The sequence below is a fragment of the Glutamicibacter sp. NPDC127525 genome (assembly GCF_042672105.1).
GTDB lineage: Bacteria > Actinomycetota > Actinomycetes > Actinomycetales > Micrococcaceae > Glutamicibacter.
On sequence record NZ_JBHXVN010000005.1, the window covers coordinates 1 to 14,193 of the forward strand.

Annotated in this window: 15 protein-coding genes; 2 read left to right on the plus strand and 13 right to left on the minus strand. The window is 64.4% G+C overall.

Annotated features, from left to right (window positions below; genetic code table 11):
* The first annotated feature begins 333 nt into the window (after positions 1-333).
* Complete coding sequence (locus ACFVHU_RS12365; protein WP_133833718.1) at positions 334-1,287, plus strand: nitronate monooxygenase family protein; 954 nt, start codon at positions 334-336, stop codon at positions 1,285-1,287.
* Here ACFVHU_RS12365 and panC read toward each other — a convergent pair.
* The 13 genes from panC to dacB form a co-directional block, all read right to left on the minus strand.
* Positions 1,284-2,150, minus strand: a complete 867-nt coding sequence (panC, locus tag ACFVHU_RS12370) for a pantoate--beta-alanine ligase (protein WP_388024662.1) — start codon at positions 2,148-2,150, stop codon at positions 1,284-1,286. The genes ACFVHU_RS12365 and panC overlap by 4 nt on opposite strands.
* Before the next feature lie 4 nt (positions 2,151-2,154).
* On the minus strand, positions 2,155-3,021 hold the full coding sequence (locus ACFVHU_RS12375) for a DUF2520 domain-containing protein (protein ID WP_332595340.1): 867 nt from the start codon (positions 3,019-3,021) through the stop codon (positions 2,155-2,157).
* A 2-nt stretch (positions 3,022-3,023) separates the two neighbouring features.
* Positions 3,024-4,421 (minus strand): PH domain-containing protein, encoded by a 1,398-nt coding sequence (locus ACFVHU_RS12380; protein ID WP_181148927.1) that lies wholly within the window; start codon positions 4,419-4,421, stop codon positions 3,024-3,026.
* Positions 4,418-4,915 carry a PH domain-containing protein gene (locus ACFVHU_RS12385; protein ID WP_388024664.1) on the minus strand — a complete coding sequence of 166 codons (498 nt, stop codon included), beginning with the start codon at positions 4,913-4,915 and terminating at the stop codon, positions 4,418-4,420. The genes ACFVHU_RS12380 and ACFVHU_RS12385 overlap by 4 nt, the downstream gene beginning before the upstream one ends.
* The gene (locus tag ACFVHU_RS12390) at positions 4,884-5,345 is read right to left on the minus strand and encodes a DUF3180 domain-containing protein (protein ID WP_388024665.1); all 462 of its coding nucleotides are present in this window, start codon (positions 5,343-5,345) and stop codon (positions 4,884-4,886) included. The genes ACFVHU_RS12385 and ACFVHU_RS12390 overlap by 32 nt, the downstream gene beginning before the upstream one ends.
* The gene (gene folK / locus ACFVHU_RS12395) at positions 5,333-6,175 is read right to left on the minus strand and encodes a 2-amino-4-hydroxy-6-hydroxymethyldihydropteridine diphosphokinase (RefSeq protein ID WP_166650737.1); all 843 of its coding nucleotides are present in this window, start codon (positions 6,173-6,175) and stop codon (positions 5,333-5,335) included. Before folK ends, ACFVHU_RS12390 begins: the two co-directional genes overlap by 13 nt.
* On the minus strand, positions 6,162-7,064 hold the full coding sequence (gene folP / locus ACFVHU_RS12400; RefSeq protein WP_105658627.1) for a dihydropteroate synthase: 903 nt from the start codon (positions 7,062-7,064) through the stop codon (positions 6,162-6,164). The genes folK and folP overlap by 14 nt, the downstream gene beginning before the upstream one ends.
* 8 nt (positions 7,065-7,072) lie before the next feature.
* Positions 7,073-7,651: a GTP cyclohydrolase I FolE gene (folE, locus tag ACFVHU_RS12405; RefSeq protein WP_286134348.1), complete on the minus strand. Its 579-nt coding sequence runs from the start codon at positions 7,649-7,651 to the stop codon at positions 7,073-7,075.
* Between the two features lie 9 nt (positions 7,652-7,660).
* Positions 7,661-9,586: an ATP-dependent zinc metalloprotease FtsH gene (gene ftsH, locus ACFVHU_RS12410; RefSeq protein WP_105658628.1), complete on the minus strand. Its 1,926-nt coding sequence runs from the start codon at positions 9,584-9,586 to the stop codon at positions 7,661-7,663.
* A gap of 107 nt (positions 9,587-9,693) precedes the next feature.
* Positions 9,694-10,245, minus strand: a complete 552-nt coding sequence (gene hpt / locus ACFVHU_RS12415; protein ID WP_105658629.1) for a hypoxanthine phosphoribosyltransferase — start codon at positions 10,243-10,245, stop codon at positions 9,694-9,696.
* Between the two features lie 64 nt (positions 10,246-10,309).
* Positions 10,310-11,236, minus strand: coding sequence for a tRNA lysidine(34) synthetase TilS (tilS, locus tag ACFVHU_RS12420; protein ID WP_286172157.1), 927 nt, complete (start codon positions 11,234-11,236; stop codon positions 10,310-10,312).
* A complete protein-coding gene (locus ACFVHU_RS12425; protein ID WP_105662169.1) occupies positions 11,233-12,159 on the minus strand; it encodes a zinc-dependent metalloprotease in 927 nt (308 codons plus the stop codon). Before ACFVHU_RS12425 ends, tilS begins: the two co-directional genes overlap by 4 nt.
* Before the next feature lie 18 nt (positions 12,160-12,177).
* Complete coding sequence (gene dacB / locus ACFVHU_RS12430; RefSeq protein ID WP_388024668.1) at positions 12,178-13,542, minus strand: D-alanyl-D-alanine carboxypeptidase/D-alanyl-D-alanine-endopeptidase; 1,365 nt, start codon at positions 13,540-13,542, stop codon at positions 12,178-12,180.
* 97 nt (positions 13,543-13,639) lie between these two features.
* Between dacB and ACFVHU_RS12435 the strand changes: the two genes are divergently transcribed.
* Entirely contained in the window at positions 13,640-14,119 is a 480-nt protein-coding gene (locus tag ACFVHU_RS12435; protein WP_105658632.1) for an inorganic diphosphatase, read from the plus strand.
* Positions 14,120-14,193: the final 74 nt, after the last annotated feature.

Genomic DNA, 14,193 nt, shown 5'->3' on the forward strand with positions numbered 1-14,193 from the left:
TTATGTATTCACCAAATAAAAATATTCGGTATCAACAAACTTGGCACACTATTGAGTTCTCAAACAACAAACACTCTCGACACCACAACCACCAAACCTTCGATGACTGCTTCGCTCCGGAGCAACTTTTCCAACTTACCAGACTTCCTGATCCGATCAAAATCGGCGGAAAACCTTCAGTGAAAAGTGATTGGCTGCCGGGTAAACAAACGGTAGATTCCGTGTTGTTTCCGTTCCGGCAACAGATAAAAACTATACACAGGTTCTTGGGTACTTACAAATCGAAGGGCCGCGTTCTAGGTCACATTCATTTCGCTGTTCTAGTCTGGGCTCATGAGCGACCTGCAAAGACTCCTTGGATACCGTGAACCCATCTTCAATGCATCTATGGCTGGCGCGGCTGGCGGCGCCTTGGCTGCAGCTGTTTCCCACGCGGGAGGTGTAGGGATGATCGGTTCGCCTGCAACTCCCACAGCTGACTGGATTGAACAGCAAACGCAATTCGTTGAATCCCTGAGTACTCCATGGGGCGTCGGCTTCATGGCCTGGGCGCTGGAAACGGATCTCTCCCCGCTAGAGGCCTTCTTGGAGTTCGGGCCCTCGTTGGTGACCTTGAGCTTCGGCGATGTCACCCGGGCCGCGGCGGTAGCCCATGAGGCTGGAGTTCTGACCGCCATGCAGGTAGGCAATGCGGCAGATCTGGAACGCGCGATGGCTGATGACATCGACATCATCATTGCCCGTGGCGCAGAAGGTGGCGGACATGGCCGCAATGAAGCCGGAACTCTGCCGCTGCTGCAGCTGGCAACCGCCCAGCACCAGAAGCCTGTGGTGGCGGCCGGAGGCATCGGCACTGCGCGAGGTATCGCCGCGGTGCTGTCAGCTGGCGCGGAAGCTGCCTGGATCGGGACCCGTTTCCTCTCGGCAGCAGAGTCCAGCGGGCACGGGAACATGAAGAGCGCAGCACGCAATGCGGGCCTGGATGACACTATCTATACCCGCGCCTTCGATCTCGCCCAGCAATTGCCATGGGCGCCCGAGTTCGGCGGACGGGCGCTGCGCAATGAGTTCAGCGACAAGCACGCGGATCTTTCCAGCTGGGAGCCGAACGATGCGCTGCGCGAGCAGATGGATCAGGCCCGCTCCGAAGCGCTGACGGACATAGCCCCGGTCTATGCCGGTGAGGCGGTGCAGTTCGTTGGCGCCGAGCAGCCCGCCGCCGAAATCATGCAGGAGCTGTGCGGCTTCCGCCAGGTCCTCGGGCAGACTGCTCGACGCTTTGCCTAGATCGGCTGGTTGTCGATCAGACGGACGTTGCCCACCTTCGCCGCGACAAGGATCAAGCCCTCGCCGGTGAAGGGGGTGTCCTGGCAGTTGAATGCCAGTTCCTGCAGGGTATCCGGGTCAACGACGGCGAAGTAGTCCAGCTCCACCAGCGGGGCCATCTGGTACATGCCGATGGCATCCTCGATGTACAGCGGTTCATTGCGTGCCGCACGGTCGGCAACCAGCTGGATCGAACGGTGCAGCACCAAGGCCGCTTCCTTCTCTTCCTCGCTGAGCAATGCATTGCGGCTGGAAAGCGCCAGGCCTTTCGGGCTGCGCACGATCGGCACCGCACGCAGTTCTACCGGATAATCCAGGTCGGCAACCATGCGGCGGATCAGCATCAGCTGCTGGGCATCCTTCTGGCCGAAGTAGGCGCGGTATTCGCCCCGACGCGGGTCGGCCAAGTGCAGCAGCTTGGCGACTACGGCCAGCATGCCATCGAAGTGGCCTGGACGCGAGGCGCCTTCATACATTTCGCCCAGCGCGCCGGAGCTCAACTTCACCAGCGGAAGGCCGGCATGGTAGATCTCGGAAGCGTCCGGGGCAAAGACAAGATCGACGCCGGCGGCCGCGGCCAGCTGCACATCAGCGTCGAGCTGGCGCGGATAGTTGGCGTAGTCGCTGGCATCGTTGAACTGCAGCTCATTGACGAATACGGAGATGACTACCAGTTCGTTTTCTTCGCGGGCGGCCTTGAACAGCGAAGCATGTCCGCGGTGCAGGGCTCCCATAGTGGGCACGAAGCCCAGCGATCCCGGGTTAGCTGCGGCAATAGCAGCCTTCAGCTCGGCACGGGTCTTTACAATCTTCGGGGTTTTCACGCTTCTATTCTAGAACTCGCAGAAGCTCTTCCAGCGTGCCTTGGGAGATCAGTCCGCGTTCTGCGGCGCGCAGCGCGGTAGCGCGCGAGAGGCTCCGATAGGAATTGTTGGTTTCCGCCGGGGCGTCGGCCAGCGCCTGCAGGTGCGCGGTGACCGTTCCGCTATCGCCTCGTGCTACCGGGCCGGTCAGTGCGCCCGCGCCGGAACGCAGGGCGTTATCCAGGCTCGCGTACATCAGGGCGCGCAGGGTATTGGATGGTTCTTCCACGCCGATCCGGCGCAGGATGTCCGCCGATTGCGCCGTGATGGTGTTCAGGTGGTTTGCCGCATGGGCCAGGGCCGCGTGGTAGCTGGCACGATCCTGCTCGGCGATCACCACCGGCTCCCCGCGCATTTCCACCACCAGCGCCTGGGCTACCGGGAGGATGGCCTCGTCCGCGGTGACCGCGAAGACGCAGTCGGTCAGGCGCTGGAGGTCCATGCTCATGCCGGTGAAGGTCATGGCCGGGTGGATTGCCAGTCCAAAGGCGCCAGCATCCAAGGCCGGTTGCAGGATCGAGGTGCCGTACCGCCCGGCGGTGTGCGCGATCAACTGCCCGGCGGCGATATGGCCGCCCGCTGCCAGTCCGGACACCAGTTCGCCGAGCACGTCGTCGGGTACCGCAAAGAGCACCAGTTCGCTGCGGCGCAGGATTTCTGCTGGGTCCAGCAGTTCCACGCCGGGCAGCAAGGCGTCGGCGCGATCGCGCGAATCCTCCGAGACGGCGTGGATTCCGGTGATCCGGTGTCCGCTGGCTGCCAGCGCCGCACCAAGCACGGTGCCTACCTTGCCGGCGGAGATGATGCCGATTCCCAAGCGTGGTGCGTCCACTTCTACCTTTCAACCAGGCGCCGGGTTTGCGCCCGAATAAATTCTGCTGCGGTGTCCGCATCAATTTGATGCAGGTATCCGATGATGTTTCCGCCGGCACAGTGCAAGCGGACACCGGCCAGTTTACGTCCTTGCTCCCATGGTCCCTGGCCCCAGCTCATGCCCTGCACCCGGTTATGCGGCACGAAGCTGGCCTGCCGGGCCAGCCAGCCATACCGGGAAATCACCGTGGTGCCGGTGGCCAGGAACGCCTGGTGCTTCCATGCCCCGGGCGATAGCGGCTTGGCGCGTTCCGGGGAGCCGGTGAAACCGTGTTCGCATCCGGTGCTCACCGCGGTGGCCAGCACCTCGCGCTGGTTGGCGACGCCAAGATCCGGCAGCAGGATCCCCATGATCCGGGCGACCGACTCGAAGTCGCCCACCGGGAGCACTTGCAGGTTATCCGCGTCATCGCTCTTGGTGCCCAGCACGTTGACTTCCACCTTGTACCAGCCCAGCATCCGCCAGAAGAAGGGTGCCGTCACCGAAATGGCCTGGACGCGGCCGGCAGGAATGGAGTGCTGGCGGGTGTCAGCCAGCCCGTAGCTGATGCGCATGCCGGTGTCCGAGGCGCTGGCGGTGAAGTTCCAGCCCTGGTTCAGCTGCTTGTAGTAGAAGCTGCCGAAGGCCAAGGCCGCGGGGACCAGGGCTGCGATGATTCCGTCGACCCCGGCAAGCCAAAGCACCAGCATCGCCAGGCATGCGAGCACCCCGAACATCACCGGCAATTGCAGGAACATGGAGCCAATCAGGCGCCCAATGGGCACGTTGGCCATCAGCGGCAATGCGTCCGCGGCGGCCTGCGGCTGGGCTGCCGCGCGATCCGCCGCGTCGTGGGAGCCGCTTTCTTGGGCAGCGGCAGGTTCTTCGCCGCGGGCCCGCTCCAGGATGACCACGCGCAGCGCGTGGGCATCGGCCTTGCGCAGGAAGGAAAGGCGCAGCACCGACTCGGAGGAATCGGCCACGTCAAAGCGCAGTTCGGCGAGGCCCAGCAGCCGGGCTACCAGTGGCTGGGCAATGTCTATGCCTTGCACCTTGTCGATGCGCGCCTGCTTCTGGCTGCGGAATAGCATCCCGGAATTCACGTACACGTGGGTGCTGGTGAGCTTGTAGCGGGTGAAGTACCAGGAAAGGAAGTAGAAGATGAGCACCACGGCCAGTGCGATGCCGGCGCCCGCGACGGTCCACATCAGCCTGGTGCCGGAGAAGCGCTCCGCCCAGGACAGGTCGTCGGTGTTCTGCCAGTAGATGTAGCCCAGGCCGATGATGGCCAGCCAGCCGTGGACGAACGGGCTGGCTGGATGCACCCGCTGCCATGGCTCGGCACTGTCTCCGGTGGCCAGCTCTTCGGCCTGGCTCATAGCATTTTCTCTTCGCCGGCGGCCACAAGCCGTTCGCGCAGGGCCTGCCCTTCGCCCTCGGGCAACCCGTAGACGTGCGCGGTGGCAGCGCTGCCGGCGGTGTTCAGCGTTAGCTGGCATAGCCCATAGCGGCGCTCCAGCGGCCCGCTGTTGACCTCGACGTATTGCATGCGGCCGTAGGGAATGACCACCTGCTTGCGCCACATCACCCCGGAGCGGACGATGAAGTCTTCTTCGCGTTCGAGATAGCCCAGTGCGGCGACCTGGCGGCGGATGATGCGCAATGCCGGCAACGCGATAGCCAGCACCAGCAGGACCGGGGAAATCACCAGCCACAGCGGGACGCCGACGCCGGTGACTGCCAGCACGGCAGGGACCAGGGCCGCCAGCAGGAACAGGCCCCAGGTGATCACCCAAGTGGTGAACTTGACCTTGGCGTAGTCCCGGTGGGCTGGGGTGAAGTTATTCGGTGACCACGGAGTCGCTGTTGCCATCGGTATCCTCTGGAGGTAGTTTGCACAGTTGCTGAACAATATACCCAATAATCACCATGAGGACACCAGCACCAGTCAGCACTAGGCCGCGGGTCAGGGTGGGGGTGATCCCAGTGGCCGCCCAGAGGGTGATGATGGCCGGAACATGCCAACCGACAATCACCGCACCAGCATACGCCGAGGCCTGGGCCAGAACCAGGGTACGAGCTGCGGCGATCGGCTCGAAGTCCGATTTGCCCAAGGTGGAGCGCTTCACGCGGATCCCCAGGAACAGGATCACCGCGCAGACTGCGCCCAGCGAGTACAGGGCGGAGTAGTCCAGCACCGGCGCGTACCTGCCTGCCGCGGTGAGCAGGCGCAACGCGATCCAGCCGGCCACGGCCCCGAGCCCGGCGCACCAGAGCAGCCAGCGCAGCTTCAGCTTGGCCATAGCCGTATGATGTCCTTCGTATCGGCAGCTTCGGCGGCCAAACGGGAAACCAGTTGCCCGTTCAGCACCGCGTCCGGATCCATCCAGCTCCACGGGGCCAGCACGAAGCCGCGGATCGCGGCGCGCGGATGAGGCAGGGTCAGCCGCTCATCATCCAGGTTCAGCTGGTCGTAGGCGATCAGGTCCAGATCCAGGGTGCGCGCTTCCCAGCGCACCTCGCGGGTGCGGTGGTGCTTGGCTTCTATCCACTGGCACAGATCCAGCAGCTCATGCGGGGCCAGCCGGGTACGCACCTGGACGACCTGGTTGGTGTAATCGGGCTGTTCCGGCGGACCGCCTACCGGCTTGGTGATGGCCAGCGGGGAAACCTTGAGCAGCTCGACTTCTGCGCCGAGGTCCTGCACCGCGGCGGCCAGGGTAGCCTGCGGATCACCCAGGTTGGCGCCCAATGCGATGATCGCGGTGTGCTGCTTCTGGTGCCGCGTCAGCGAGATGGTGACATCGGTGAACGGTACCGGGATTGGAGCCTGCGGCTTGTGCACCACCACGTCGATGGTGAACACGCCCGGGTAGGCGGCGAGGATCGCCTCGGCGATTTCGCTGCCCAGCTTCTCGATCAGGTCCCACGGGCCGGCCTGGATCTGCTGGACTACCAGCTCGCTGACTTCGCCGTAGTGCACCGTGTCAAGAACATTGTCGCTGGCTGCCGCACGTGAGATATCCACGTGCAGCACCACGTCAATGATGAATTCCTGGCCGTCGCGCTTCTCATGGTCGAAAACGCCATGGTAGCCGGTGGCCGAAATTCCGTAGATGCTAATGCGATCCATAGGCCTGCACGACTTCAATGGCGTCGCGGTTGCCGGTGACATCGTGCACGCGCACTGCCCAGACCTTGTCGCGGGCGCCCAGCACGGTGGTCGCGGCGGTCGCGGAATCGCGTTCCATCGGCGCGCGGCTCTTGGAGCCTTCGGCCAGCAGTTCGCCCAGGAAGCGCTTGCGGCTGGTGCCGATCAGCACCCGGTGGCCCAGCTCCTCGATGGCAGGGACGTTGGCCAGCAGCGCCCAGTTGTGCTGCGCATCCTTGGCGAAGCCCAGTCCCGGATCGATGATGATCTGCTCCGGGGCCACGCCCTTGGCGACGAATTCATCGCGCAGCATGCGCAATTCGCCGATGACCTCGGTGACCACGTCCTGGTAGTTGGCCTCGGAGACCATGTCCTGCGCGGTGCCGCGGCGGTGCATCAATACGTAGGGGACGCCGGTTTCCGCGATCAGCTCCGGCATGCCCGGCTCATAGGTCAGGCCGGAAACGTCGTTGATGAGGTGCGCGCCGGCGGCGATGGCCGCGCGGGCGGTGGAGACATGCATGGTGTCCACGGAGATCACCGCGCCGGCCTTCACCAGGGCTTCGATGACCGGGATGATGCGCTCGCGCTCCAGGGCAGGATCCACGTTCGTGGCGCCCGGGCGGGTGGATTCGCCGCCCACGTCGATGATGTCGGCACCCGAGTACAGCAGCTTCAGGCCCTGGTCGATCGCGGCATCGGCGGACAGGTACTTCCCGCCATCCGAGAAGGAGTCCTCGGTGACGTTCAGGATGCCCATGACCAGGGTGCGGCCGGTTGGCAGGTCGGCCATGGTCTTCTTGCTGGACTTGCGGATCACCGGCAATGGGCTGGTGTTCGGGCCGGTGCCCGGGATCGCTCCAAGCGACATGGGGGTTCCTACTTTCCGAGGATCAGGCTCATGGCTTCGGCACGGGTGGCGGTTTCCCGCAGCTGCCCGCGCACCGCACTGGTCACGGTCTTCGCGCCGGGCTTCTGCACCCCGCGCATGGACATGCACATGTGCTCGCATTCAACGACGACGATCGCACCGGAGGGGTTCAGGTGCTCCACGAGGGCATCGACGATCTGGGTGGTCAGGCGCTCCTGGACCTGCGGGCGGCGGGCGTACACCTCGACCAGCCGGGCCAGCTTGGACAGGCCGGTGACCTTGCCGCCCTTGCCCGGGATGTAGCCGATATGCGCCGAACCGTAGAAGGGCACCAGGTGGTGCTCGCAGGTCGAGTAGAACGGGATGTCCTTGACCAGCACCATCTCATCGTGCTCGATGTCGAAGGTGGTGGACAAGTGGTCTGCCGCTTTCTGGTGCAAGCCGGCGAAGAACTCCGCATAGGCCTTGGCCACCCGCTTCGGGGTGTCTACCAGGCCGTCGCGGTCGGGATCCTCGCCAATGGCTTCCAGGATCTCGCGCACGGCTGCCGCGATCCGCGGCTGATCAATCTCTTGTAGTTCACTCACGCTTCGATCCTAGTCGGTCGAGGAAGCTGCGCGCTCCTTGGGGCTTAATATCGGGCCCTCTTGGTGCACCGGACGGGCCTCGTTGCTCAGCCAGACTTCGCGCTTGTCGCGCTTCACCAGGTCGGAGAAGATCTCGGCGATCTCCTTCTGGTTCAGCGTCTCGCGCTCCAGCAGCGCCAGGGCCAGGCGGTCGAGCACATGGCGGTTGGCCATCAGCGCCTGGTAGGCGTCGTTGTGCGCCTGCTCGATCAGCTCGCGCACTTCCTGGTCCACCAGGTGGGCCATTTCGTCGGAGAAGTCGCGGGAGGCGGTGCCCATGCCCTGCTCGGCAGCCGAGCCGGCCAGGCGCACGGCGCCCACCTTCTCGCTCATGCCGTATTCGGTGACCATCTTGCGCGCGGTGGCGGTGGCCTTCTCGATGTCGTTGCTGGCGCCGGTGGACGGATCGTGGAAGACGATCTCCTCGGCGACGCGCCCGCCCATGGCGTAGGCCATCTGGTCCAGCAGCTCGTTGCGGGTGACCGAGTACTTGTCGGATTCGGGAACCACCATGGTGTAGCCCAGCGCGCGGCCGCGCGGCAGGATGGTGATCTTGGTGACCGGTGCGGTCTGGTTCATGGCCGCGGCCACCAGCGCGTGGCCGCCCTCGTGGTAGGCGGTGACCTTGCGCTCGTGCTCGTCCATCAGGCGGGTGCGCTTCTGCGGGCCGGCCATGACGCGGTCGATGGCCTCGTCCAGGGCGCGGTCGTCGATCAGGTTCGCGTTGGAGCGGGCGGTGAGCAGCGCGGCCTCGTTGAGCACGTTGGCCAAGTCGGCGCCGGTGTAGCCCGGGGTCTTCTTCGCGACGGCGTTCAGGTCCACGGTGGCATCCATCGGCTTGCCCTTCACGTGCACGGCCAGGATCTGCTCGCGGCCCTTCAGATCCGGTGCCTCCACCGGGATCTGGCGGTCGAAGCGGCCCGGGCGCAGCAGCGCCGGGTCCAGCACGTCGGGGCGGTTGGTCGCGGCAATCAGGATGACGTTGGTGGTGGCGTCGAAGCCGTCCATCTCCACCAGCAGCTGGTTCAGGGTCTGCTCGCGCTCATCGTTGCCGCCGCCGATGCCGGCGCCGCGATGGCGGCCGACGGCGTCGATTTCGTCGACGAAGATGATCGCCGGGGAGTTGGTCTTTGCCTGCTCGAACAAGTCGCGCACGCGCGAGGCGCCCACGCCGACGAACATCTCCACGAAGTCCGAACCGGAGATCGAGTAGAACGGTACCGCCGCCTCGCCGGCTACGGCCTTGGCCAGCAGGGTCTTGCCGGTGCCCGGAGGGCCGTAGAGCAGCACGCCCTTGGGAATCTTCGCGCCCAGGGCCTGGAATTTGGCTGGTTCCTGCAGGAATTCCTTGATTTCGTGGAGTTCCTCCACGGCCTCGTCGGCGCCGGCGACATCCTTGAAGGTCACCTGCGGCATGTCCTTGGTGATCAGCTTCGCCTTGGACTTGCCGAACTGCATGACCTTGGAGCCGCCGCCTTGGGAGCGGGCGAGGATGAACCAGAAGATGCCGGCGATCAGCAGGAACGGGATGATGATCCCGAGCATCGACAGCAGCCAGTTGCTTTCCACCGGCTGGTCGGTGAACTTGCCCAGGTTGGCCTTGTTGATCTCATCGACCACCAGTTCGGCACGGGCGGTGGAGTAGTAGAAGCTCACCGAGGTGCCCTTGTCCACGCCATCGACCTTCAGCGAGTCGCGCAGCTTCAGATCCACGCGCTGGTCGCCGTCGAACATCTTCGCTTCGGTGACATTGCCGCTGGTGAGCTGGTGCAGGCCTACGGAAGTGTCCACCTTGGCCGAGTTATTGCCGAAGACCATCGGCAGGAACAACACCACGGCGACAACGCCGACCAGGACCCAAATGATCCAGCTGTTAAAAAGCTTCTTCGTTTTCATTGATCCGACAGGCCCCGCGCCTGGCGCATCCCCCTCACGCACTGCTCTGGCGTCCGGGTCACGCCACCTTCGATATTTCTCAACGCCCCATTGGCGAGAAAAGTTCCCTACTGGTAAATATGCGGGGCCAAGGTGCCCACGCAATCAAGGTTGCGGTACTTTTCCGCGAAGTCCAGGCCGTAGCCCACCACGAATTCGTTCGGGATGTCCATGCCGACGTACTTGACGTCGATTTCCACCTTGGCTGCTTCCGGCTTGCGCAGCAGGGTGCAGATTTCCACCGAGGCCGGGCCGCGGGATTCCAGGTTGGACTTCAGCCAGGACAAGGTCAGGCCGGAATCGATGATGTCCTCGACGATCAGCACGTGCTTGCCCATGAGGTCGGAATCCAGGTCCTTGAGGATGCGCACCACACCGGAGGACTGGGTACCCGAACCGTAGGAGGACACTGCCATCCAGTCCATGGTCAGGTGGGAGTTCAGTGCGCGAACCAGGTCAGCCATGATCATCACGGCGCCCTTGAGCACACCTACCACGAGGATGTCGCGGCCTTCGTAATCCTTGTCGATCTGCGCGGCAAGTTCTTCCACGCGGGCCTGGATTTCTTCCTTGGTGTACAGAACGTGCGCAAGATCGGCTTTGACTGCATTGGAATCCACGAGAATTCTCCTGATTCTAGAGGTGTGGTACTTACCTAGAGTGCCACATTTAGCGGAAGGTTGTTTAGCCGGTTGTGGTGAAAACGATCACCGATTGCCGCCGGAAGGCGCTGATCCTGCCATCCAGCTGCACAGGACCAGCTGATTTGGACTTGGGGACGCCGAGCCCGGCCAGCGCGCACAGCGCCGCCGTTCGCTCATGGCCCACATTCCTGGCCCCGGCTTCCATGGCGGCCAGGCGTAATACTCGCGAGCTGATGGCCACCGGCAGCTTGGCCAGGTCCGGGATCGCCAACCCGTGCTCGTCCTTGGCCGCTTGGGCCCATTCGTCGAGGGCTTGGGCGTCGGCGGCGGCCAGGCTGGCGGTGCGCGCCAGTGCTTCGGGAACATGCTCGCCAAGTTCCTCGCGCAAGAAGGGCAGGATCCTATGGCGGATGAGGTTGCGCTTGTACCCGGTGTCCGCGTTGCTCGGATCTTCCCAGTAGCCAAGCCCCGCCTGCCGGCAGATTTCCTCGGTTTGCGCCCGGGACAGTTCCAGCAGGGGGCGCCGGTAGGCTCCGCGCCGGGCAGGGATGCCGGCCAGCGAGCGGGTTCCCGATCCGCGCAGCAGCCCCAGCAGCACCTGCTCGGCCTGGTCGTCGCGGGTGTGGGCGAGCATCAATGCCTGCGCGTTGAACTGCTGCAGGGCTGCTTCAAAGGCCTGGTACCTGGCCGTGCGGGCCGAAGCCTCGTCATCCGAGGTCTCGACCTGGACCACCGCCACCGGGTCCAATCCCAGCTCGCGGCATTGCCCGGCGGCGCGTTCGGCCGCCTGGGCGCTGCCGGGCTGCAGGCCGTGATCGATAACCACGGCGCCGAAGGAAGCGGGCAGCGTCGCCGCGGCAATGGCCAGGGCTAGCGAGTCGGCACCGCCGGAAACCCCGATCAGGTTCAGCCCGGGCGCGCTGCTGGCACTGATGGCGGCGCGGGCAAGGTGAAGGGCGCGGCTCATCGGGTGCGGGCCAGCCAGCGTTCCGGGTCATCGAGTTCCCCGGCGCTCGGGAACATCTCGCGGGCGGTGAAGATTTCGTTGAAGCCCTCGTAGCCGATCGCGTCGACGATATGCCGCACGAATTTTGCCCCGCGTTTGTACTGCAGCGCCTTGGCATCCAATCCCAGCAGCTTGCCCAGCAGGATCGCCAGGGCCGAACGGTTCTCGCCACGGGCTTCGAAGCGGCGGCGGATGGTCTTGATGCTGCGGATCGAGGTGACATCGTTCATCACGACCATGGCGTGGCCTTCGAGCACCGACATGATGCTGGTCAGTTCGCTGACCTCGGACTTCATGGACTTCAGGCGTTCACCCAGTTCGCCCATGGAGTGGGTGGTGCCGGCCAGCGGCTCGAAAGCCTCGGCCAGGGTCTGCTTCATGACCCCGGGAATCCAGGCAGCGTGCTCGAATTGCAGGCGGTGGGTCTGCTCGTGGGTGGCGATCCACAGGTAGAAGTCGCGGGCGTTCACATTCAGCTCGCCGCGGATCTGGGTGATGGTCGGGGCGTTGAGCAGCAGGCGCGGGCCGACGAACGGGTCGAACTGGCCCAGCACCCGGGTGCCCAGCACCGAGAGCACCGCGCCAAGTTCTGCGCCGGCAATCAAGGGGACCACCCCGGGGACGTCCTGGCGCGCTGCCGGGAGCAGGGCCGCGAAATTCTGGCTGACGGCCTTGGCCCAGCCTGACCGGTCCACCACCAGGGTCTGCGAGGGCGCGGAAGCAGCCAGCTTGGAAACCTTCTCGGCCTCCACCAGGCCTTCGCCGGCGGCGATGCGCAGTTCCTCGATGATCCGCGCGGCATCCTGGGCCTGGATCCCCGGCCCGGCGGGCATCAGGGTTTTCGCGGCCTTGGCCGCCAGCTTCCAATCGACGAACTGGTTCATTTGCTGCTCCTGCGGCGTTCAGCTCCGGCAGCCACAGCCACGGATGGCGGTGACAGCAGAGTCAATGGTTGGCTTGTGGGGTGCGAGTGTTCCGTTGGGCTGATCGGCATAGATCGAGAAGGCGAGCAGGCGCCCGTCTTCGGTCATGGCCATGCCGGTCAGCGTGGCCACGCCGGTGAGCGAGCCGGTCTTGGCGCGGACCAGGCCAAGTGTTCCGGCACCACCCAGGCGGTTCATCAAGGTGCCGTTGTAGCCGGCGACCGGCAGCGAGTAGACGACCTCGCGCAATTCCGGCTTCTTGCTGGTGGCGGCCGAGCGCAGTACCGCGGTCAGCGCCGCGGGCGAAATCCGGTTCCTGGCAGCCAGGCCGCTGGTGTCCACGAGCGTGTGGCCAGCAGCCCCATGGGCCTGGGCCACAGCAGCGACGGCGGCCCCTGCCTGCTCCCCGGGCATCTGGCGGTCCAGCGCCACCAGGCGGCCCATGGATTCGGCAATGTAGTTATCCGAAACCAGCAGCATGTGCTTGATGACATCGCGCAGCGGTGCCGACTTCACCTCGGTGATCTGCTCGCCCCCCGCATAGGGGCCGCGGCCACCCTCATCCACCTTGACCCGCTCGCCCAGGGCTTGGGCGAAGACCTTGCGGACCTGCGCGGCCGGGTCGGACTGGTAGGCGGTGCTGGTGCTTTCCCCGGCACGCCCGGCGTAGTGCGCAATCGGGTAGACCTGGCCAATGTTATTGGAGGTGAACAGCGACTTGTCCCAGGCGGGGTTGCTGTGCGCATCGCCGAACAGCGAGTCGTCCAGCCACAGCTTGACCTCGCTGATGCCGCGCTTTTCAAGTTCTTCGGCGGTCTGCTTGGCCAGGGTTGCCAGTCCTGCATAGCCCTTGGGGTGCGCCGGGTCCGATTCCCCGTCGCCCAGCAGCACATCTCCCCCGCCGCGCAGGATCAATGTGCCGCCATCGAGCAGCACGCTGGTGGACAGCTGGGTGTCGCCGCCGAGGGCATCGAGGGCCGCGATGGCGGTGACTACCTTCAGGCTGGAGGCCGGGGTGCCATTTATTTCGGAGTTCCTGTCATACAGGACTGTGCCCGTGGCCACGTCGACCACCTGGGCGTTGAAGGACGTCCGGTCGGGCTTGTCCGCCAGGATGCTATCCAGCTTCGCGGCGAGGATCCCGGGGTCCGGTTGCGCGGCGTTGGGGTCCAGGTCCCGCACGGCGACTGGGGATTTATCGGCCAGCTGCGCGCTGGCCGGGGTGTAGAAAGCCTCGGGCTCTCCGGTGAAGAATCGCGGGGCCAGCAGCATCGCGGCAATCACTGCAACCATGGCAACAATCGCCACCCCCAGCGTAATAGCGCGTCGGGCGGCAGTGTTCATATGGTTACATTCCTCTCGCAGTTTTATCCATCAGGCGCAATGGGGCGATACCCTTATTAGCGGATATCCCTAAGACTAGTTTAGGAGTGTGCTTTTCATGAGCCACGACGTGACCATCGAGATCCCCACCGGATCGCGCGTCAAGTACGAGATCGACCACGAGACCCACCGCCTGCGCCTGGATCGCGTGCTGTTCACCTCGATGCAGTACCCAACCCACTACGGCTACTTCGACGATACTCTGGGCGAAGATGGCGATCCATTGGACGCCATGGTCTTCATCCCGGGTGTTGATCTGATCCCAGGTGTTGTTGTCGAAGCACGCCCAATTGGCGTATTCAACATGACCGACGATGGCGGTGGCGATGCCAAGCTGCTGTGCGTTCCTGCCGACAAGCGCTTTGACCACATCAAGGAACTTGAAGACATCGACGAATGGCTGATCAAGGAGATCGAGCACTTCTTCACCCGCTACAAGGACCTGGAACCAGGCAAGTGGGTCAAGGCCGAGGGTTGGGAAGGCCGCGAGGCTGCCGAAGCCGAGCTGGCTCGCTCCATCGAGCGTTTCAAGGCCTAGCCACTAGGCTCAAGCCGAACATGGCGGCGACCCCCGAATCGGGGGTCGCCGCCATTGCTTTTGCTGCCGGTTCA